Below are 21,156 nucleotides of genomic sequence, written 5' to 3' on the forward strand. Positions count from 1 at the left end.
CACCACACAGGGGGGCCGAGCATGCTGACCCTGCTCAATCTGCTTTCCGCCGTGACCCTGTTGATCTGGGGCACGCACATCGTCCGAACCGGTATCCTGCGGATTTACGGTTCCAATCTGCGCCAAGTCATCGGACAGAACATGGCCAAGCGCTGGCTGGCGTTCATTGCCGGGATTCTGGTCACCTCCATGGTGCAGAGCAGTAACGCCACGGCCATGCTGGTGACTTCGTTTGTCGGCCAAGGCCTGATGGGACTGACGCCCGCCCTGGCAACCATGCTTGGCGCCGACGTCGGTACGGCGCTGATGGCGCGGGTACTGACCTTTGACCTGTCCTGGCTATCACCGCTACTGATCTTTCTCGGCGTGATCTTCTTCCTGTCCCGCAAACAAACGCGCGCCGGACAAATGGGCCGGGTCGGCATCGGTTTGGGTCTGATCATTCTCGCGCTGCAACTGATCGTCGAAGCGGCGGGGCCGATTACCCACGCCCAAGGTGTCAAAGTCGTGTTCGCCTCGTTGACCGGCGATATTCTGCTGGATGCGTTGATCGGCGCCTTGTTCGCCATGATTTCCTACTCCAGTCTGGCCGCTGTCCTGCTGACCGCGACCCTGGCGGGCGCCGGCGTGATTGGCCTGCACGTGGCCATCGGGCTGGTGATCGGGGCCAACATCGGCAGCGGAGTGCTGGCGTTCCTCAGCACCAATATGCAAAACGCCGCCGGGCGCCAGGTCGCCCTGGGCAGCTTGCTGTACAAGCTGATCGGTTTGCTGCTGATCATCCCGGTCCTTGATCCGCTGGTGTTGTGGCTGGACGCCCTGGACTACAGCGCCCAAGGCATGGTCATCACCTTTCACCTGCTCTACAACGTAATCCGTTGCTTGATCCTGCTGCCCACCATCGGCCCCATGGCGCGCCTGTGTGCCTGGCTGCTGCCGGAACGACCTGAAGCCAATGGCCTGGCCAGACCTCGTCATCTCGACGCGACGGCGCTGACCACTCCCAGCCTGGCCTTGGCCAACGCGGTCCGGGAAACTCTGCGCCTGGGGGACTTGATCGACACCATGCTGACCTCAATGCTGGAGGTGCTGCGCGGCAAACAAACCGCCATCAACCAGGAGATGCGCAGCCTCAGCGATGACGTCGAAGCGCTTTACAGCGCGATCAAACTCTATCTGGCGCAAATGCCCCGCGAAGACCTCAGCGAGCAAGACAGCCGGCGCTGGGCCGAGATCATCGAGCTGTCGATCAACCTCAAGCTGGCCGGCGATTTGATCGAACGCATGTTGCGTAAGGTCCAGCAGCAGAAAACCTCACAGCGCCGCTCGTTTTCCGATGTCGGCCTGGAAGAACTGGCAGGCTTGCACAGCCAGTTGATCGCCAATCTGCGCCTGGGCCTGACGGTGTTCCTCAGCGCCGACCCGGAAAGTGCCCGGCAATTGTTACGCGAGAAGCGTCGTTTCCGCGCCCAGGAAAGACGCCTGGCCCACGCCCACGTCAGCCGCCTGCAACGCAAAATCGTGCAAAGCCTCGAGACCAGCTCCCTGCACCTGGAGCTGATTGCCGACATGAAACGCCTGAACTCGCTGTTCTGCAGCAGTGCCTATGTGGTGCTGGAAACCTCCGAAACCGGCGCGCTGGCCGTGGACAATATCATCGACATCACGCATTCGCCCTGAACGTACAGCGGCGCGTGAAGTCAGTTAACAATCGACCTCACTCGCCAGGAAGCCAGTTATGCGTCGCCTGTTATTCGCCTGCCTGCTCTTCGGCTCGGCACATGCCTTTGCCTTTGATCGCTTGCAAGTCGAAGGTTATATGTTGCCCAACGGTCTGCAACTGTTGCTCAAACCCGGTGCCGAGCGCGGTCACGTCGCCATCCGCCTGGTGGTCGGCGTTGGCCTGGATGACTTCAGTTGTGAACACAAGGAGCTGCCCCACCTGTTGGAACACCTGCTGTTCAGCGGTATCGACGGCGGCGGCGAGGGTGATCTGGAAGAGCAGATGCAAGCCTTGGGGGGTGAATGGAACGCCTACACCAGTAACGCCGACACCACCTTTGTCATCGAAGCGCCGGCCCACAACCAGCGCAAGGTGCTGGACCTGTTGCTGGCAATCCTGACCCGTACCGAGCTGAGTGACGCGGCCATCCACACCGCCAAACAGGTGGTGGAGCGCGAAGACGGCGGCCATTACTCACACTTGCAGCGCTTGCTGGATCGTCAGGACCTGGGCCGCGGCGCCAGTAACCAATTGGCGGTGGAATTGGGCCTCAAGTGTGCCGAGCGGGCAGAGGTCAGCCACTTGACCCGTGCCCAACTGGAGAAGGTGCGCCAGGACTGGTACGCGCCGAACAACATGACCCTGATCATCGTCGGCGATCTCGACAAGCTGCTGCCCGCCTATCTGGAGCGAACCTATGGCCAGCTGGAGCCGGTAGAGCCCAGCGAACATCGCCTTCTTCCGCAAATCGAGCACGCCGCAGCCATCCGTCGCGACCTGATCCGTGGCTGGGTCGGCGATAGCGCCACACTGCACTGGCTGTTCCCCGAACCGGTACTGGACGATCAGCACGACGCGACTTACGACCTGCTCAAGGACTATCTGGATTGGACCTTGTATCGTCATCTTCGCCTGCAGCACGGCCTGTCCTACGGACCCGGCAGCGAACGCGAGGTGCGCGGCGGCGTCGGCTTCATGAGCCTCAGGGCCGACCTTCAGCGCGACGACCTGCCCGAGGCCGAACGTGTCCTGGAAGCCCTCAAGGCCCGGTTGCTCAGGGAGGGCCTCGATCCGGCGACTTTCATCCGCCTGCAACAGGCCGCCATCGCCCGACAGGCCTGGGCTGTGCAAGGTAACAGCGCCCTGGCCGATTATTATTGGAGCGCGGCCGGCGACTACCACGAAGGTCGCTTCAGTGACCCGGCCAAGCGCATTAAAGCTGTCAGCCTGGAACAAACCAATCAGGCCATGCGCCAACTCTTCAATCAGCCCGGCTACTGGCGCATCGAAAAGCCGCTGTTCAGCTATGACGCCCTGGGTTGGATGGCCGCGGGGGTGCTGGGGTTGATAGCCATTGTGGTGTCTGGCGTGCGTCGTTATCGCAAAGCAGTTGCGCGATGACACCCCAATGCAACGGCTAAGACGTTATTCTGTCTGGGCTTTTTTCTATCAAGACTGTGAACCGCCGAATGCCTAACCTGACCCATTACATCCAGCGCCTCCTCGAATTGATCAAGCGCTATCCCGGGGTGATCGCACTCGGCGGTTTTATCTCGGGGGTGGGCAGTTTCATCCTCGTCGATCGCCAACAAGGCATGGCCAGTTGGATCGCCATCATCATGCTGGTGAGCTGGTTATGGCTGATGCTGGAAAACAGCTTCACCCAGTTGTTCAGAAAGGTCTTCAATCGAGAAATTCCCGAGCCGCTGCTGCGCTACGCCACGCAGATGATTCACCAGGAAAGCCTGTTTTTTGTCCTGCCATTCTTTTTCGTCACCACGACCTGGAACAGCAGCCAGTCGATTTTCACCGGGTTGTTGGGCGCCGCCGCGCTGGTATCGATCATCGATCCGCTGTACTACAAATGGCTGTCCCCCAAGCGCTCGCTGTTTTTAGCGTTGCACACTCTGACACTGTTTGCCGCTTTGCTCACCGCATTACCGATCATCCTGCACCTGACCACCGCCGAGAGTTACAAATTGGCCCTCGGCGTGGCGATGCTGTTGTCGATCCCCAGCCTCGCGGTGAGCCTGCCGCTGCGCAGCGTGCGCGGGTGGCTGATGCTGTTGGGCGTCACCGCGGCCATCGGCTGCGCCGGCTGGTTCCTGCGCAGTTGGGTACCACCGGCCACGCTGTGGATGAGCGAGGTCGCGATCAGCACGCAACTGCAGGATCGCACTCCGGGAGATGACCTCAAGGAAGTCAGCGCCAGCCAACTGCGCAGCAGCGGACTGTATGCCTACACCGCGATCAACGCGCCGCGCGGGCTGGACGAGCGCATTTACCATGTCTGGCAGTTCAACGGTAAAGAAGTCGATCGCATTGCCCTGGATATCCACGGCGGCCGAAAGGAAGGCTATCGGGCCTGGACCCATAAGCAGAACTTCCCGCCAGATGCCGTGGGGCGCTGGCAAGTGCGAGTGTTGACCGAGGACGGGCAAGTGATCGGCGTGTTGCGATTTAAAGTCACTGACACAGCACAAACGTACACGCCAAAGTAAGCTGGATCGTGCTATTACCTAGGCTTTGGGAAATAGCCAAACAAGCTCGGAGCTTATGACCAGTAGCACAACGCCCGGCGACGCTCATCTGGATGCGTCCACCCAGCCTCCCCGACTCAGGGTTACCGGGGACTGGACGCTGCTGCACTACACGGCACTGAAAAAGCGCTCGGAAAAGCTCGACGGCCAATACGACGTCAGCACGCGCATTGACTTGAACGGCCTGGGCGCCCTCGACACCGCCGGAGCCTCGCTGCTGGTTGAGCTGCTGGGGCCCGAGCGCATCGAGCACTGCACCGAGCAGTCCGACTGCAGCCTGTCCGGCGCCGATCGTGCGCTGCTCAAAACCGTCTACCGCTCGCTGAATGATTTCTGTGTGCCGGTCAAACAACCGCAGGAAAGCGCCGGCATCCAGTTACTGGCGCGCATCGGCAGTGCGGTGGATACCGTCTGGCAAGACGCCCTGAAGTTGCTGGGTTTTATCGGCCTGATCCTTGAAACCTTTGCCCGTGGCCTGTTTCACCCCAAGCGCTGGCGCCTGACACCCGTGGTTGCGCACATCGAACAGACCGGGCTCGACGCGGCGCCCATCGTCGCCTTGCTGACCTTTCTCGTAGGTGCGGTGGTGGCTTTTCTGGGGGCGACCGTGCTGGAAAGTTTTGGCGCGAGTATTTTCACCGTGGACCTGGTGGCGTTTTCCTTCCTACGTGAATTCGGGGTATTGCTCACCGCGATCCTGATGGCCGGCCGTACCGCCAGCGCCTTCACCGCGCAAATCGGCTCGATGAAAGCCAATGAAGAAATCGACGCCCTCCGCACCCTGGGCCTCGACCCCATGGAGTTGCTGGTGCTGCCCAGAGTCCTGGCGCTGCTGGTAGCGTTGCCGATGCTGACTTTTCTGGCGATGCTTTCAGGGATCATCGGCGGCGGCGTGGTGTGTGCGGTGGCGCTGGATATCTCGCCGGCCATGTTCCTCTCGCTGCTGCAATCGGACATCGGCGTCCAGCATTTCCTGGTGGGCATGGTGAAAGCCCCGATCTTCGCTTTCCTGATCGCCGCCATTGGTTGCCTGGAAGGCTTCAAGGTCAGCGGCAGCGCCGAATCCGTCGGCGCTCACACTACCTCCAGCGTGGTCCAATCAATTTTCGTGGTGATCGTGCTCGACGCGGTGGCCGCGCTGTTTTTCATGGAGATGGGCTGGTGAGTCGTGTCCCGCGAGCGCCCGCTGAGGCGGTGATCGAAGTCCGTGGACTGGGCAACCGTTTCGGTCCCCAGAGCGTGCATGAAAACCTCGACCTGGATGTGTACAAAGGCGAGATTCTGGCCGTGGTCGGAGGCTCGGGCAGCGGTAAATCGGTGTTGCTGCGCAGCATCATTGGCCTGCGTCAGCCCAGCGAAGGTCAGGTCCGGGTGTTTGGCCAGGACCTGCCCAGCCTGCCGGAACACCAACGGTCGCTGGTGGAGCGCCGTTTCGGTGTGCTGTTTCAGAAGGGCGCACTGTTTTCCTCGCTGACGGTGACGGAAAACGTCGCCTTGCCCCTGATTGAACATGCCGGTCTCAGCCGTCCCGACGCCGAACATCTGGCGGCGGTAAAGCTGGCGCTCGCCGGACTGCCCTTGTCGGCCGCCGACAAATACCCGTCTTCGCTGTCTGGCGGGATGATCAAGCGGGCGGCACTGGCAAGAGCCCTGGCGCTGGACCCGGACATTCTGTTCCTCGATGAGCCCACTGCCGGCCTCGACCCCATTGGAGCTGCCGCTTTCGATCAGTTGATCCTGACCCTGCGCGATGCCTTGGGCCTGAGTGTGTTTCTGGTCACCCACGACCTCGATACGCTCTACACCATCACCGACCGCGTGGCGGTGTTGGCGCAAAAAAAGGTGCTGGTGGCGGATACCATCGATGTTGTCTCGGAAACCGACGACGCCTGGATTCACGAGTACTTTCATGGCCCACGGGGCCGCGCGGCACTGGATGCCGCTCAACAGCTCAACGAGGTATGACATGGAAACCCGAGCCCATCATGTGATGATCGGCCTGTTCAGCGTGATTGTCGTGGTCGGCGCCTTGCTATTCGGCCTGTGGCTGGCCAAATCCAGCGTCGACAGCGCCTTCCAGGATTACGAAGTGATCTTCAACGAGGCGGTCAGCGGTCTGTCCCAAGGCAGCGCGGTGCAATACAGCGGGATCAAGGTCGGTGATGTCACCAGCTTGCGCCTGGACCCCAAGGATCCACGCCGTGTCCTCGCGCGTATTCGCCTGGCCGGCCAGACACCGATCAAGGAAGACACCCAGGCCAAGCTGGCATTGACCGGCATCACTGGCACCTCGATCATCCAGCTCAGTGGCGGCACCCCACAGAGCCCCGAGCTCAGGGGCAAGAACGGCAACCTGCCGCAGATTACCGCTTCGCCATCGCCCATTGCCCGCCTGCTGAACAACAGCAATGACCTGATGACCAGCATCAACCTGCTGCTGCACAATGCCAACCGCGTTTTTTCCACGGACAATGTCGATCGCTTCAGCAGCACCCTGGCACATCTGGAGCAAACCACCGGCGCCATCGCCGAACAACGCGGCGATATCAAACAGGTCTTGCAGCAACTGGCGCACGTCAGCCAACAGGCCGGCGCCACCCTGGAACAGACCAGCGCATTGATGCGTAACGCCAACGGCTTGCTCAACGACCAAGGCAAGCAAATGTTTGGCAGTGCCGAAGGCGTGATGCGCTCCCTGGAGCAAAGCACCGTGACCATCAACACCTTGCTCAATGACAACAAGGACTCCCTCAACAGCGGTATGCAGGGGCTGAATGAACTGGCCCCGGCCGTGCGCGAACTGCGCGATACCCTGAGCGCGTTGCGGGCGATTGCCCGCCGCCTGGAAGCCAACCCCAGCGGCTACCTGCTGGGCAGCGAGAAAAACAAGGAGTTCACGCCATGAAGCGTGCTTACCTACTGATCGCCCCGCTCGCCTTGGCCGTGCTCAGCGCTTGTTCGATTTTGCCCAAGGCTGATCCGTCGGATGTCTATCGACTGCCTTCGTCCCAGGCATCCGGCCAAGGCAGCCCCGTCGCCTGGTCATTGCGCCTGGCCAAGCCACAGACCAGCGAATTCCTCGATAGCCCGCGCATTGCCGTGGTACCACAGGGTAATTTGATCAGCAGTTACGCTCAGTCACGCTGGAGCGATCCCGCCCCCGTGCTGTTACGCAATCGCCTGCTCGATGGCTTCCAGCGCGACGGGCGGGTCACCCTACTCAGTACCGACGACACCAACTTGCAAGCGGATTTCGAGCTGGGCGGGCAGTTGCAGGCCTTTCAAAGCGAGTATCGGGGCAGCGCGGTGGAAGTGGTGATTCGACTGGATGCGCGGTTGGTACGCAGCAGTGATCAACGGATCATCGCCGCCAAGCGGTTCGAGGTGCATCAACCTATAAATGATACCCAGGTACCAGCGGTGGTGGCTGGGTTTGGGCTGGCTGGGGATGCCTTGAATAAGCAGGTGGTGGAGTGGGCTGTGCAGCAGGGCAATACCGCACCGAAACGCTGATAGCCAAACCCTTGTAGGAGCGAGCTTGCTCGCGAAAAACCTAAACGATAACGCGGCGCCCTTGAGGTCTTCGCGAGCAAGCTCGCTCCTACAGGATTAGCGGTCCAAGCCTCAGCCAAAGAACCAGTAGCAGACCGCAATCGCCGCCACGACACCGGCAAACTCCGCCAGCAACGCACAGCCCACCGCATGCCGCGCACGCTGAATACCCACCGAGCCAAAGTACACCGCCAGCACATAAAAAGTAGTCTCGGTACTGCCCTGAATCGTCGCCGCCACCAACGCCGGGAAACTGTCCACACCTTGGCTCTGCATGGTCTCGATCAGCATGGCCCGCGCCGCGCTGCCGGAAAATGGCTTGACCATCGCCGTGGGTAAGGCATCTACAAAACGCGTATCCAGGCCCGTCCAGGCCACCAGATGGCGAATACCTTCCAGACCGAATTCCAGTGCCCCGGACGCACGTAACACGCCGACCGCGCAGAGCATTGCTACCAGATAAGGCAGCAGATTCTTCGCAACGTCGAACCCTTCTTTCGCGCCCTCGACAAATGTTTCGTAGACCTTGACCTTGCGCAGCGCGCCAATCAGCAAAAACAACATGATCAGGCCAAACAGCGTCAGGTTGCCCAGGATCGACGACAGCCCGGCCAGCGCCGTGGCAGACAAGGTAGCCAGCAATGCCATGAACCCGCCCAACACCAGCGCACCTGGAACCAGATAGGCCAGCACCACCGGGTCCCATAAACGCAGGCGCTGCATCAGCGCCACCGATAACAGGCCTACCAGGGTCGAGGCGCTGGTTGCCAGCAGGATCGGTAGGAACACCAGCGTCGGGTCGGGCGCGCCTTGCTGGGCGCGGTACATGAAGATTGTTACCGGCAATAGCGTCAGGGAGGACGCGTTGAGTACCAAGAACAGGATCTGTGCGTTGGTCGCGGTGTTGGGAATGGGGTTGAGTTCTTGCAGCGCCTTCATGGCTTTGAGGCCGATAGGCGTTGCCGCGTTATCCAGCCCCAGGCCGTTGGCGGCGAAATTGAGGGTGATCAAGCCAATGGCGGGGTGACCGGCCGGCACTTCCGGCATCAGTCGCAGGAACAACGGACCGAGGGCCTTGGCCAGCCATTCGACGATCCCGGCCTTTTCGGCAATGCGCAAGAAGCCCAGCCACAGGGTCAAGGTACCAAACAGCAGCACCATCACTTCCACCGACAACTTGGCCATGGCGAAAATGCTTTCCACCATTGCCGCAAAAATCCCGGCGTTGCCTCCCACCAGCCATTGCACCAGTGCTGACACCATTGCCACGACGAAGAAGCCAAGCCACAGGCCATTGAGCATCAGTTACACCCCTCGAAATATGTGGCGAATGATAACGGGGCTGACACAAACGACAAACCCCGGATTTACCGGGGTTTGTTCACATCAGGCGATGATCAGCCTTGGAGGGTATCGCCAGCCGGCAGCACTTGCTTGGTACGCCAGTGTGGCAGGGAGTTCCAGTAGCGTTCGCCCTTGGCATCGTCGTACATGCCTTCCCAACGCGAGATAACCAGCACGGCCAGCGCATTGCCGATCACGTTCAGCGCGGTACGGGCCATGTCCATGACGCGGTCGACACCGGCGATAAATGCCAGGCCTTCCAGCGGAATACCCACACTGCCCAGGGTCGCGAGCAGTACCACGAAGGAGACGCCCGGCACGCCTGCGATACCTTTGGAGGTGACCATCAGGGTCAGCACCAGCATCAACTGCTGGCCAATCGACAGGTCGATGCCATACAGCTGGGCGATAAAGATCGCCGCAATACTCTGGTACAGAGTCGAACCGTCGAGATTGAATGAATAGCCGGTCGGCACCACGAAACTGCAGATTGCCTTCGGCGCACCGTAGGCCTCCATTTTCTCGATCACACGCGGCAGCACCGTCTCGGAGCTGGCGGTGGAATAGGCCAGCACCAACTCATCCTTGAAGATGCGCATCAGTTTGATCACCGAGAAGCCGAACAGGCGGGCGATCAGGCCGAGAATCACAAACGCAAAGAACAGGATGGCGACGTACACCAGAATCACCAGCTTGGCCAGCGGCAGCAACGAGGCAAAACCAAAGTTGGCGACCGTCACCGCGATCAGCGCGAATACGCCGATAGGGGCGTATTTCATGATCATGTGGGTGACTTTGAACATGCTCTCGGACACGCCCTGGAACATGGTCACCAAGGGTTCACGCAGTTCAGGCTTGAGGCTCGACAAGCCCAGGCCGAACAATACGGAGAAGAAGATGATCGGCAGCATTTCGCCGCGGGCCACGGCAGCAAAGATGTTCGAGGGGATCAGGTTGAGGATGGTCTCGATGAACGCATGCTCATGCTGCACTTCGGCGGCCGTCGCCTGGTACTTGGAGATGTCGACGGTACCTAGGGTACTCATGTCGATGCCGGCACCTGGGTGGAACAGGTTGGCCAGCAACAAGCCGACAACAATCGCAATGGTGGTGACCACTTCGAAGTAAACAATGGTTTTTACGCCGATCCGGCCGAGCTTTTTCGCATCACCTACACCGGCGATTCCGACAATCAGCGACGAAATCACAATCGGGATCACGATCATCTTGATCAGGCGGATAAAGATATCGCCGGCCGGTTGCAACACGTTACTGATCCACCAGGCTTTTTCGGCACTGAAGTGGTTGAGTACAGCACCGATTGCAATCCCCAATACCAGACCGATGAGGATCTGCCAGGCGAGGCTTAGTTTTGCCTTCTTCATGTCATTACCCTTGTTTCAAGTGGACTCAGGCAGATGCGTCAGCTGGAACGCCCGGAAGCGAAAAAGTGTGTGCATCAGCCTCCGTAGAAGGTCACCGCAAGATGGCCGATATGGCTTACTGGCAAGCGAAAAAAGGCGCAACTATTGCGATGCGGGGGAGCGCCGTCTAATGCCGTAAACGCCTACCCCATGCCGAATCGGCATGGATTTTTTCAGACAAAACTGTCTGCTCGGTCAGTTCAAATGCGACATTCTGTCAGGCATACATGCCGTGAACCTGCCATTTCAGGCTCGCTCAGGGTTTTTCGGAATTTTCTGCCATGTAGGAAAAACTCTCGAAAATTCCTAGGCATACCTCGAAAAATAGTTCGAGGTAGGCGGAAATTTTCTCGATAGATGGTCACGCAGAAACACCGCGAAACGGTTGGAGTACAGAAATTTGGAAGTTTTCAGCTATGGCCGGCATCAGGCAGAAACCCAACACAGCAAGTACGCCGCACGTTCGACAAGTCATTTCGACCCGCGAACGTGCGGCGCAGCTTACTCTCCTGACCCGGCCCTCGCGCAGGCACTCCCTGTCCCCGTAGGTCACGCCAATCTACCTTGATCAGAGCAACCCGGCCCCCTGGTCATGCACCACGGTTATGCCGTGGCACAAACGCACGGCGGTAACCGACCGCTGTGCGTAGGCATCAGGTCCGTCAAACGAGCCTAATACCAGTTCGGATCTTTTTTCAGTTGTTCACGCAGCAACGCCTGCATGCCTTCGTCTGGCTTACCGATAAAACGGTAAGTCGCATGCCGGGTCGGCGACTTGTCAGTCGGCAGACCGGCCGGGACTTCCACCAACATGGCGTAGGCATCTTCCTTGTCGTAGCTGAAAGCAACGATCAAGCGTTTGTTCAGGCAGGTGTCTGCGGTTTCACAGAGCGGCCCGACCAAATATTTGTCGCCATCCTCTTCCACGGCATTCATTTGCTCAGCACTACCGGAGAGGTTCATCACCCATTCCGGCAAGCGCTCTTCCTTCTCCACCACGTCCTTCCAGGTCTCGCGGTATTGCTCATCGGAGCTGAGCAGCTCGGTGGCCCGGGACTGACCATCATTGGCGGCCATCGCCAAGCCACTGCCGCCCAACAACAGGGCAGCAGCAACGGCTTTCAGAGAAAAGTCGAACATGTCAGCCTCGACCGCGACGACCAAAGAAGAAAGACACGATGAACATCACCAGGAATACGACAAAGAGAATCTTGGCGATACCCGTGGCGGTGCCCGCGATACCACCGAAGCCCAAGACAGCAGCCACAATGGCAATGATCAGGAATGTGATTGCCCAACTCAACATGGTGATTCTCCTTACGCTTCTACTTATGAATGACAGCTGCGCAGATCCTGTCGCCCGCTACGAGCGCCAGGGTGATGCCTAGAACACCCAACGTTCTTGGTAAGGCTGATCGTGCAGGGCAATGTCCTGTTCAACCACCATCATTCGCGGGGGCGTCACGTCAGCATCGTAGCTGCCAACGGGACGAAAATGGCTCTGGGTCATGACCGGATGCTCGACTTGCGGGATGTGCTGACTCTGCTCCCAACGCTGCAACTGTTGGCCACCGATCAATGTCACCATCAAGGCCAGGCTTGCAAAGAGACCTTGCTGCAGACGCAGTGGCGATACACGCAGTTGGTTGAGGCGTTGGCGAGTCATCCTGAATCTCTCCCGCATTCTGATTATCGGTCAATGACACTTGTATGAGAGATAGTGCAGAGCGCGTGCCAGTTTCTATAGAGAGAAAACATCATAAAAATCAGCAGGTTATGATATTCGAGTATTTTGTCGCGCCAGCATCCTGCACGATGCGCCTATCCTTGCCGTGCGAAATGCACGATGACCAGTGGTCGGGCAAAGGGATAAGACGCAGATATCTGACTGCCAGAGAATGACAGGAGGTGGGAAAGCGCACTGACTCGAGCCCCGGCAGCCTAAGCGCAGATAGTTGCGCGGTACCGCTTTGCATCAATCAGAATAAACCATGCAACTTGCCCGATTATTCCGGGACTAACCAAGATCATTCATTTTTAAGGAGCGCGGGACAAATGGAATCAGCCAAGGAACTACAAGGCCGCATTCTTTTAGTCGACGACGAATCGGCGATCCTTCGCACTTTCCGCTACTGCCTGGAAGATGAAGGCTACACCGTAGCCACTGCCAACAGTGCCGCCCAGGCTGACGCGCTGTTGCAACGCCAAGTGTTCGACCTGTGCTTCCTGGATCTGCGCCTGGGCGAAGACAACGGCCTGGATGTGCTGGCACAAATGCGCATCCAGGCGCCGTGGATGCGCGTGGTGATTGTCACCGCGCACTCGGCAGTGGATACGGCCGTGGACGCGATACAGGCCGGCGCCGCCGATTACCTGGTCAAGCCGTGCAGCCCGGACCAGTTGCGCCTGGCGACCGCCAAGCAATTGGAAGTGCGCCAACTCTCGGCACGTCTCGAAGTGCTCGAAGGCGCCGTGCGTCAATCCAAGGACGGCCTTGATTCTCACAGCCCGGCAATGATGGTGGTACTGGAGACGGCCCGCCAGGTGGCAAGCACCGATGCCAATATTCTGATCCTCGGCGAGTCCGGCACCGGTAAGGGTGAACTGGCCCGAGCGATTCATGGCTGGAGCAAAAGGGCGAAGAAATCCTGCGTCACCATCAATTGCCCGTCACTGACCGCAGAGCTGATGGAAAGCGAACTATTCGGCCACAGCCGCGGCGCCTTCACTGGGGCCAGCGAAAGCACCTTGGGCCGCGTCAACCAAGCGGATGGCGGTACGCTGTTTCTCGACGAAATCGGCGATTTCCCTCTGACCCTGCAACCCAAGTTGCTGCGTTTTATTCAGGACAAGGAATATGAACGAGTCGGTGATCCGGTCACGCGCCGCGCCGATGTACGCATCCTGGCAGCCACCAACCTGAATCTGGAAGACATGGTCCGCGACGGACGCTTTCGCGAAGACTTGCTGTATCGCCTCAATGTCATCACCTTGCACTTGCCGCCTTTGCGCGAGCGCAGCGAAGACATTCTCACGCTGGCCGACCGCTTCCTGGCGCGCTTCGTCAAAGAGTATGCGCGGCCGGCGCGAGGCTTCAGCGATGAGGCACGAGAGGCGCTGCTCAACTATCGGTGGCCGGGTAATATCCGCGAGCTGCGCAATGTGGTGGAGCGCGCCAGCATCATCTGCGCTCAGGAAAAGGTCGAAATCAGCCACTTGGGGATGGCCGAGCAATCCACCAACAACTCACCACGCATCGGGGCGGCCTTAAGCCTGGATGAGCTGGAGAAAGCGCATATCGGCGCGGTTCTCGCCACCAGCGACACCCTTGATCAGGCGGCCAGAACCCTCGGCATTGACGCGTCGACGCTGTATCGCAAACGTAAACAATACAACCTGTGAGCAGCACCTTATGAAGCTGGCGATGAAACTGCGCACTCGGTTGTTCCTGAGTATTTCAGCGCTGATCACCGTGGCCCTGCTCGGCTTACTGCTGGGCCTGGTCAGCGTCATGCAAATGGCCCATAGCCAGGAATCATTGATCCGCAACAACTTCATCACCCTCGACCTGGGACTCAAGTTGCGCCAGTCCCTAGGCGACCAACTGATGCTGATGCTCAAGGAGAAACCAGACCCGGCCAAGCTGCAAGCCGCCCGACAGTACTACCTCACGGTGTTGGACCAAGGCGTCGAGCATGAGAAAAAAGACACCAGCAACCGTGGTTTCACCCAAGCCAAAGTCAACTATCTGAGGTTTTGGCAAGCGTTCGAAGAAAGTAAAAGCACGCAACCAAACCTGCGCAATGACGAGAAACTGACGGTCAGTTTCAACGTATTGCGCAATGGTTTGATCGGCGAACACAAAAGAGCGCTGGAAAATATCAACGCCACCGAGCGCCGGTCCCGGGAGCGTGCGCTGTGGGTTGCCGCTCTGTTGGGGCTGGTAGGGCTGGCAGTACTGATCATCGGCTTTATCACCGCCCATGGCATCGCCCAGCGTTTTGGCGGACCAATCGAGGCACTGGCCAAGGCCGCCGACAAAATCGGCCAAGGCAATTTTGAGGTGACACTGCCCATCTCATCGGCAGTAGAAATGAATTTGCTGACCCGACGCTTCGGCCTCATGGCCGAAGCCTTGCGCCAGCACCAGGCCACCAACGTCAATGAGCTGCTCGCAGGCCAGCAGCGCCTGCAGGCCGTGCTTGACAGTATTGATGATGGCTTGTTGATGATTGATCGCCAGGGCCAGCTGGAGCATCTCAACCCCGTGGCACAGCGCCAATTGGGCTGGGACGAAAACCGCCTGGGCCAGGGGCTGGCTGAAGCACTCGGGCGCCCGGAGCTGGATGAACAGCTGCAGTTGGTGTTGCGCGGCGGCAACCTGGAGCGAGACCCTGAAGACCTTGCAGTGGAAGTGGAGGGCGAATCGCGCTTGCTGACGTACAGCCTGACACCGGTCAGTCATACCCAGGGCCATATCCTGGGCGCCGTGATGGTACTGCATGACGTCACCGAACAACGCGCCTTCGAGCGCGTGCGCAGTGAGTTTGTACTGCGTGCCTCCCATGAGCTGCGCACCCCGGTCACCGGCATGCACATGGCGTTCGGCCTGTTCCAGGAACGCGCGAAATTTCCCGCCGAGTCTCGCGAAGCCGACCTGTTGAATACGGTCAATGAAGAAATGCAGCGCCTGATGCAACTGATCAACGATTTGCTCAATTTCTCCCGCTACCAGAACGGCCTGCAAAAACTCACGCTGGCACCCTGCGATATCAATAACTTGCTTGAGCATGCCCGCGCCCGCTTCACCGAGCCCGCGAATGCGCAGAACATTGAGCTGTTGGTAGAAGCCCAGCCACGACTGCCCAGGCTGCATGCCGATCAAGCACAACTGGAGCGGGTACTCGACAACCTCCTGGGCAACGCCCTTCGCCACACCGCCGATGGCGGGCAAATTCGCCTGCAGGCGCGTCGTCATGGCGAGCGGGTCATCGTCAGCGTTGAGGACAACGGTGAGGGCATCGCTTATGGGCAGCAGGGACGCATCTTCGAACCCTTTGTCCAAGTGGGCCGCAAGAAAGGCGGCGCCGGCCTGGGCCTGGCGCTGTGCAAAGAGATCGTGCAACTGCATGGCGGGCGCATGGGCGTTTATTCGCGACCAGGGCAGGGCACCCAATTTTATATGGCGTTGCCGCTTTGAATCGATGAAGCCGGCATACCGGCTTCTGTATTCAACGACGGTTCAGGGCACGCAGAATCGCTGCGCTCTCCGCGTCCGGCGTACCGTCAAACAATGATGGCCGGAAACGCATCTGGAACGCTGCCAGTACATGACGCGTCGCCACATCCAGCTCGCCCGTCTGCGGCGTCGGGTAGCCCAAGCGCGCCAACTCTTCCTGGAACCAGGTAATGCTCGGCAGATCGGCGGCGTATTGCACCTGATAGCGCGCCACCGCGCTGGCATCCGGCCAGATACCCAGCCCTTCATCAGCCAGGCGTTTCCATGGGAACAAAGGGCCCGGATCCAGTTTGCGCAGGGGGGCAATATCGCTGTGACCGATGATATAGCGCGGGTCGATCTTGTTGCGCTTGCTGATGTCCTTGAGCAACGTCACCAGCGACTGAACCTGCGCTTCGGAATACGGATACCAGACACGCCCGGTCGGCGTATCACGGTACCCTTGATTGACGATCTCGATACCGATGGAGCTGGAGTTGAGCCAGGTGCGGCCCATCCATTCACTTTCTCCTGCATGCCACGCGCGCTTGCTTTCATCCACCAGTTTGTAAATGGTGGCCGAGGCATCATCGCCAATCAGGTAGTGACTGCTGACCTGACCATGGGTCAATAATGCCAGCGAACGCTCGAGGGACGTGGAGGTGTAATGAACGACGACGAATTGGACACGCTCGTCATAATTTACCGAAGGGTGGCTGGTATTCAGGCGAGGACCACTTGCACAACCAGCGAGCAACAGAAACAGAAGGGCAGAGCAGAGAAATTTCATGGCAGGGAACAGTACGCTTAAGACGATAATGCAACAGTGTAACGTACCGTTCGCCGGCCAGCGGCCAAATACAATCATTTATACAAAATGGCACAAATTTCAGGCCGCCTGCACCTGATTACGCCCCGCGGCCTTGGCCCGGTACAACGCCTCGTCAGCACGTTTCAGCGCCAGATCACTGCGCTCGCCGGGTAGAAACTGTGCGATGCCGATGGACAGGGTGATTGTCACCCGTTCGCCTTTGAAGTGAAACGGGCATGCCTCGATGGCCGACCGCAGGCGCTCACCCACGGCCACCGCCTCGCCCAAGGTCGAGCCCGGCATCAGCAAAACAAACTCCTCACCGCCAAAACGCGCGATAAAGTCAGTAGGTCGCAGACACTTGCCCAGTACATTGGCGATGATCTTCAACACTTTGTCGCCGGCCAGATGGCCATAGTTGTCGTTGATCCGTTTGAAATGATCCAGATCCAGCATGGCCAGCGACAGGTTATTGCCATGTTGGTGCCAGACATTGACCTCATGCTCCAGGCGCTCGCTCCAGGCAGCACGATTCGGCAATCCACTCAGGGGGTCGATCAGCGCTTTCTGGCGCTGCACTTCCAGGTGTTCGCGATAACCCTGGGCCTCTTGCTCCATACTGGCGACCCGCTCCGCCAAACCCTGCAAGCGCGCGGCCACCTCGTGTTCGCGCTGGTCACGCTGCTTCTGATGCTGATCCATGGTCCCCAGCAAACCTTCAAGATGGTTCTCCAGCACGTGCTTGAGGCTCTCAAGGTCTGCAGCGTCCTGGACGCTGCTTTGCAAGCCATCCACCTGTTCACGGATTTGCGTATCCATTTCCCGCGCCGCCGATCGGTTGTCGGCATGTCCGTCGCTGGCGGCCTTCAGGTTGCTTTGGAATGCCTCGAGGCGGTCATTGAGGCGTTTGAGATAGTCCTCGAACTCATGTTGCCCGCTGTCGGTGATGGCCAGCATCAGTACGGCCAGATCATCGAGGATCGGCAACAGCTCATACCAGTTCAGCCCGTGGGCCAGGCGCTCGCGCATCGCTTCAGCCTGAGGACGATGACGCTCGGAGAGGACCAGGTCCTCGAGAAGGCCGAGCAACGTGCTCTCGATGTGCCTGGCGACTGAGCTGTACGAAGGTTCGGGAGAATCCGCAAGCGCATATTGCTGATCGTCTTCATCGGTCTCCACGGCCAGCACTGGCGGCAAGCAAAGGCTGCCGATGATCGTAGGCTCCGGTGCATTGGTCGGGACAGGCGGCACCATCACCTTCGCGCTGACCACAGGCTCGATCGGTGCGGCAGTCACGCTCTCGATGAGCGGTGTTTCTGGCGCTTGGACCATGTGAACAGGTGCTTCGGTAACGGTTGCCGGGGCCACTGAAACGGACGGCGACACCAACGCTTGACTGCCGACCTCAATGGCCTTCGTCACGGGTGCGCTGATCACCTCATCCGGGGTTTCGGTAGCAGGCGTCGCGTCGGCCAGCGGGAGTGGAGCAAAAGCACGCAGCGCCTCAGTCAGTTCCGGGGTTTCCACGCCAGCCGCTGGTGGCTGGACCGGCACCGGGACAGCGCCCGGCCTGGCGGCAGGTTTCCCCACTGGCGGCGGTGAAGAAACAGTCGGTTCGCCGGCCGCGAAGTCTCCAGCCGTTTCTCTGGCGCCAAACCAGCGCTGTAGCAACCCCGGACGACCGGGCTCGTCCTGCGCTTCGAGATTCTTCAAGGCCTGGCCCTGGAGGTCACTCAACTCGCCGAGCAACAGCGGAATTTCACGCGCCTGACCGACGCGGCTGTCCAATTGTTTGGCAAAGCTCTTCAGCGGGCGACTCACTTCCCGAGGCAACGGCAACGCCTGTAACTGGGCCACCAATGCCGTCAGCGCCGCGCTGGTCTGATCAACGCGCACTTCCCGACGGTGCTCTGAGTCCAACACCGCCTTTTCCAGGCGCGGCAACAACGCGGCCAACGCGGCGTCCATATCATCGGTACGCACGACATCGCGCATCTCTTTCATGCACTGGTCAACAGCTCGATCAGTCCCCTCGGCCGCCAACGTGCTGCGCACCAGGCCACGGCGCAGCAGGTCGAGGCGCGCAGCCCAACGCCGCTCGACCTTTTCTTGTTGCTCGAGACTTAACAGGTATTTTTCTTTCCAGCGCTGGGCGTCGTCGCTCATGCAAGAGGTCCGCGAGGGCCGGGGCTCAACGCGGGCAATGCATCCACCGTGAGCGAACCCGGCAGACGAATCTCTACCGCAACCGGCAGGTGATCGGAAATGGGTTGCGCCAGCACCTGAACACTTTCCAGGGTCAAGGTGGGGCTCAGCAGGATGTGATCAAGACAACGTTGCGGGCGCCAGCTGGGAAAAGTGGCTTCGACCTGAGGAGCCAGCAGTCCGAGATCGCGCAACGGGGAATTCTGCAGCAGGTCGCTGGCATGGGTATTCATGTCTCCCATCAGCACCTGGTGTTTATAGTTGCCAATCAGCTCACGGATATAAGCCAACTGCAGAGTACGGGTACGAGCCCCGAGCGCCAGATGCATCATCACCACGACAAGCGCCTCGGGCCCCTCGCCAAAGCGCACGAGAATCGCACCCCGGCCCTTGGGGCCCGGTAACGGATGATCCTCGATCGCCCAGGGTTTCAGGCGACTGAGCACGCCATTGCTGTGCTGACCGAGCTTTCCGAGGTTGCGATTGAGTTGTTGATACCAGTAAGGAAATGCGCCGAGCTGGGCCAGGTGCTCGACCTGATTGACATAGCCGGAACGCAGGCTGCCGCCATCGGCCTCCTGCAGGGCTACCAGATCGAAGTCACCCAGCAAGTCGCCAATCTTCTGCAGATTACTGGCCCGACCGTTGTGGGGCAGCAAATGCTGCCAGCCACGGGTCAGATAATGCCGGTACTTCTCGGTACTGATCCCCACCTGGATATTGAAACTCAACAGCCGCAGCCGGCTGTCTGCCGGCAAGCCCGTGGATTCCAGATGGTGCTCGTTGACCTGCGGGTCATGCAGGCCAACCAACCGTTCGGTACCCCAGCGACGCATGGAAAGCCCCTTACTCGGCTGCGCGCTCTTTGGCGATCAACTGGTCGGCAACGTTGAGCGTCTGCTCAGGACCGCCGGAAGTCCCGAGGTCGAAGCGGTATTTGCCGTTGACGATCAGGGTTGGAACACCTTGCACGCCGTATTTCTGTGCGAGTTCCTTGGCCTGTTTGATCTGGCCCTGAATAGCGAAGGAGTTGAAGGTTGCGAGGAATTTTTCCTTGTCCACGCCCTGAGTGGCGAGGAAGTCCGCCATCTGCTCCGGCTTGGTCAGCGGCTTGCGATCCTTCTGAATCGCTTCGAACACCGCGTTATGTACCTTGTGCTCGACACCCATGGCTTCCAGGGTCAGGAACATCTGGCCATGTGCATCCCAGGGACCGCCGAACATGGCGGGAATACGCTTGAAGTTCACGTCCGCGGGCAGCTTCTCGGCCCACGGGTTAATGGTTGGTTCAAACGAGTAGCAATGCGGGCAGCCATACCAGAACAGCTCGACAACCTCGATCTTGCCCGGCACGGAAACCGGTACCGGGTTGGCCAACTCAACATAGGTTTTACCCGCTTCAAGCGGCACATCGGCGGCTTGCGCGGTCATGCCGAAGAGACTGGCACTGACGAGAGCGGCGCTGAGGATCAGATTACGCATGCTTTACTCCTGAACAAATAAGGTCGCCTCGCGCGACCTTATTTAAGACAGGTCTACACGGGCATGAGTTCGTTAGTGTAACGGTAGCAGGTACAAAAAAGGGCGGCCGAAGCCACCCTTTTTATGCTCGCATCGACAGATTAATCGAGCGTTAACGTTGCGCGAGCCACATCGCCCGGCGGGACATATCATCCACGGCTTATTTGTGCAGGCCCTGGATGTAGCTGGCTACCGCTGCAATGTCTTCGTCGCTCAGCTTGCGAGCGATGGTACGCATAGTCATTGCATCGCCGTCATTGGCTCGACCGGCCTCTTCCTTGCGGAAATCAGTCAACTGTTTCGCGATGTACTGGGCATGCTGGCCACCCAGGTGCGGGAAGCCCGCCGCAGCGTTACCCGAACCGTCCGGGGCGTGGCAGCCGGTACAGGCCGGCAGACCTTTATCAAGGTCGCCGCCCCGGAACAGCTTCTCGCCGCGAGCAACAAGCTTGGGATCCGCAGCGCCCACACTGCCAGTCTGGCTGGCGTAGAACGCCGCAATATCCGCCAGATCCTGATCATTGAGGTTGGTCAGCAAACCGGTCATTTCCAGCACCGTGCGTTTGCCGTCCTTGATATCGTGCAGCTGCTTGGTCAGGTAACGCTCACCCTGGCCCGCCAGCTTTGGAAAATTTGGTGCCGGACTGTTGCCATCCGGTCCATGGCAGGCACCACATACTGCGGCTTTCGCCTGGCCAGCAGTAGCGTCACCTGCAGCATGGGCAACACCAGTGATACCCAAGGTCAACAGCAGACTCACGATCAATTTGTTCATCAGCTAATCCAATTACGGCTAAGGGTTATAGAGTTATGGACCG

19 protein-coding genes are annotated in these 21,156 nt (G+C 59.3%); 9 read left to right on the top strand and 10 right to left on the bottom strand.

Translation table 11 applies throughout. The features are described 5' to 3' along the window. Positions 1-21 precede the first annotated feature (21 nt). The 7 genes from BLU75_RS22245 (at position 22) to BLU75_RS22275 (ending at position 7,776) form a co-directional block, all read left to right on the top strand. The gene (locus BLU75_RS22245; RefSeq protein WP_084378466.1) at positions 22-1,680 is read left to right on the top strand and encodes a Na/Pi cotransporter family protein; all 1,659 of its coding nucleotides are present in this window, start codon (positions 22-24) and stop codon (positions 1,678-1,680) included. Between the two features lie 58 nt (positions 1,681-1,738). Beyond that, positions 1,739-3,124: a M16 family metallopeptidase gene (locus BLU75_RS22250; RefSeq protein WP_084378465.1), complete on the top strand. Its 1,386-nt coding sequence runs from the start codon at positions 1,739-1,741 to the stop codon at positions 3,122-3,124. A 68-nt stretch (positions 3,125-3,192) separates the two neighbouring features. After that, positions 3,193-4,224: a DUF5924 family protein gene (locus BLU75_RS22255; RefSeq protein WP_084378464.1), complete on the top strand. Its 1,032-nt coding sequence runs from the start codon at positions 3,193-3,195 to the stop codon at positions 4,222-4,224. A gap of 55 nt (positions 4,225-4,279) precedes the next feature. Continuing rightward, on the top strand, positions 4,280-5,428 hold the full coding sequence (locus tag BLU75_RS22260) for an ABC transporter permease (protein WP_084378463.1): 1,149 nt from the start codon (positions 4,280-4,282) through the stop codon (positions 5,426-5,428). Beyond that, positions 5,425-6,228 carry an ABC transporter ATP-binding protein gene (locus BLU75_RS22265; RefSeq protein ID WP_084378462.1) on the top strand — a complete coding sequence of 268 codons (804 nt, stop codon included), beginning with the start codon at positions 5,425-5,427 and terminating at the stop codon, positions 6,226-6,228. The genes BLU75_RS22260 and BLU75_RS22265 overlap by 4 nt, the downstream gene beginning before the upstream one ends. Before the next feature lies 1 nt (position 6,229). Beyond that, positions 6,230-7,168 carry an MlaD family protein gene (locus tag BLU75_RS22270; protein WP_084378461.1) on the top strand — a complete coding sequence of 313 codons (939 nt, stop codon included), beginning with the start codon at positions 6,230-6,232 and terminating at the stop codon, positions 7,166-7,168. Then, on the top strand, positions 7,165-7,776 hold the full coding sequence (locus BLU75_RS22275) for an ABC-type transport auxiliary lipoprotein family protein (protein ID WP_084378460.1): 612 nt from the start codon (positions 7,165-7,167) through the stop codon (positions 7,774-7,776). The genes BLU75_RS22270 and BLU75_RS22275 overlap by 4 nt, the downstream gene beginning before the upstream one ends. A gap of 111 nt (positions 7,777-7,887) precedes the next feature. On the opposite strand, the gene BLU75_RS22280 is transcribed toward BLU75_RS22275, so the two are convergent. From BLU75_RS22280 to BLU75_RS22300, 5 genes are all read right to left on the bottom strand, one after another. Next, on the bottom strand, positions 7,888-9,117 hold the full coding sequence (locus tag BLU75_RS22280; protein WP_084378459.1) for a nucleoside recognition domain-containing protein: 1,230 nt from the start codon (positions 9,115-9,117) through the stop codon (positions 7,888-7,890). Between the two features lie 95 nt (positions 9,118-9,212). Further along, positions 9,213-10,544, bottom strand: a complete 1,332-nt coding sequence (gene gltP / locus BLU75_RS22285) for a glutamate/aspartate:proton symporter GltP (protein ID WP_084378458.1) — start codon at positions 10,542-10,544, stop codon at positions 9,213-9,215. A 711-nt stretch (positions 10,545-11,255) separates the two neighbouring features. Then, complete coding sequence (locus tag BLU75_RS22290) at positions 11,256-11,723, bottom strand: inhibitor of vertebrate lysozyme family protein (protein WP_084378457.1); 468 nt, start codon at positions 11,721-11,723, stop codon at positions 11,256-11,258. Between the two features lies 1 nt (position 11,724). Then, the gene (locus BLU75_RS22295; protein WP_084378456.1) at positions 11,725-11,889 is read right to left on the bottom strand and encodes a DUF1328 domain-containing protein; all 165 of its coding nucleotides are present in this window, start codon (positions 11,887-11,889) and stop codon (positions 11,725-11,727) included. Between the two features lie 78 nt (positions 11,890-11,967). Beyond that, positions 11,968-12,249 carry a hypothetical protein gene (locus tag BLU75_RS22300; protein WP_084378455.1) on the bottom strand — a complete coding sequence of 94 codons (282 nt, stop codon included), beginning with the start codon at positions 12,247-12,249 and terminating at the stop codon, positions 11,968-11,970. Between the two features lie 389 nt (positions 12,250-12,638). On the opposite strand from BLU75_RS22300, the gene algB reads away from it, so the two are divergent. Continuing rightward, positions 12,639-13,985, top strand: a complete 1,347-nt coding sequence (gene algB, locus BLU75_RS22305) for a sigma-54-dependent response regulator transcription factor AlgB (protein WP_084378454.1) — start codon at positions 12,639-12,641, stop codon at positions 13,983-13,985. 10 nt (positions 13,986-13,995) lie between these two features. Beyond that, on the top strand, positions 13,996-15,783 hold the full coding sequence (locus BLU75_RS22310; RefSeq protein ID WP_084378453.1) for a KinB sensor domain-containing domain: 1,788 nt from the start codon (positions 13,996-13,998) through the stop codon (positions 15,781-15,783). 31 nt (positions 15,784-15,814) lie between these two features. Here BLU75_RS22310 and BLU75_RS22315 read toward each other — a convergent pair whose 3' ends face one another. The 5 genes from BLU75_RS22315 to BLU75_RS22335 all read right to left on the bottom strand — a co-directional run bounded on the left by BLU75_RS22315 (position 15,815) and on the right by BLU75_RS22335 (position 21,113). Beyond that, the gene (locus BLU75_RS22315) at positions 15,815-16,591 is read right to left on the bottom strand and encodes an N-acetylmuramoyl-L-alanine amidase (protein ID WP_084378485.1); all 777 of its coding nucleotides are present in this window, start codon (positions 16,589-16,591) and stop codon (positions 15,815-15,817) included. Positions 16,592-16,690: 99 nt separating this feature from the next. Next, positions 16,691-18,778 carry a GGDEF domain-containing protein gene (locus BLU75_RS22320; protein ID WP_084378452.1) on the bottom strand — a complete coding sequence of 696 codons (2,088 nt, stop codon included), beginning with the start codon at positions 18,776-18,778 and terminating at the stop codon, positions 16,691-16,693. Beyond that, positions 18,775-19,653 (bottom strand): endonuclease/exonuclease/phosphatase family protein, encoded by an 879-nt coding sequence (locus BLU75_RS22325; RefSeq protein ID WP_084378451.1) that lies wholly within the window; start codon positions 19,651-19,653, stop codon positions 18,775-18,777. Before BLU75_RS22325 ends, BLU75_RS22320 begins: the two co-directional genes overlap by 4 nt. Positions 19,654-19,663: 10 nt before the next feature. Further along, the gene (gene dsbA / locus BLU75_RS22330; protein ID WP_084378450.1) at positions 19,664-20,299 is read right to left on the bottom strand and encodes a thiol:disulfide interchange protein DsbA; all 636 of its coding nucleotides are present in this window, start codon (positions 20,297-20,299) and stop codon (positions 19,664-19,666) included. Positions 20,300-20,498: 199 nt separating this feature from the next. Next, positions 20,499-21,113 carry a c-type cytochrome gene (locus BLU75_RS22335; protein ID WP_084378449.1) on the bottom strand — a complete coding sequence of 205 codons (615 nt, stop codon included), beginning with the start codon at positions 21,111-21,113 and terminating at the stop codon, positions 20,499-20,501. Between the last annotated feature and the right edge of the window lie 43 nt (positions 21,114-21,156).

It is taken from the genome of Pseudomonas mucidolens (assembly GCF_900106045.1).
In the GTDB taxonomy this organism is placed as follows: Bacteria; Pseudomonadota; Gammaproteobacteria; order Pseudomonadales; family Pseudomonadaceae; genus Aquipseudomonas; species Aquipseudomonas mucidolens.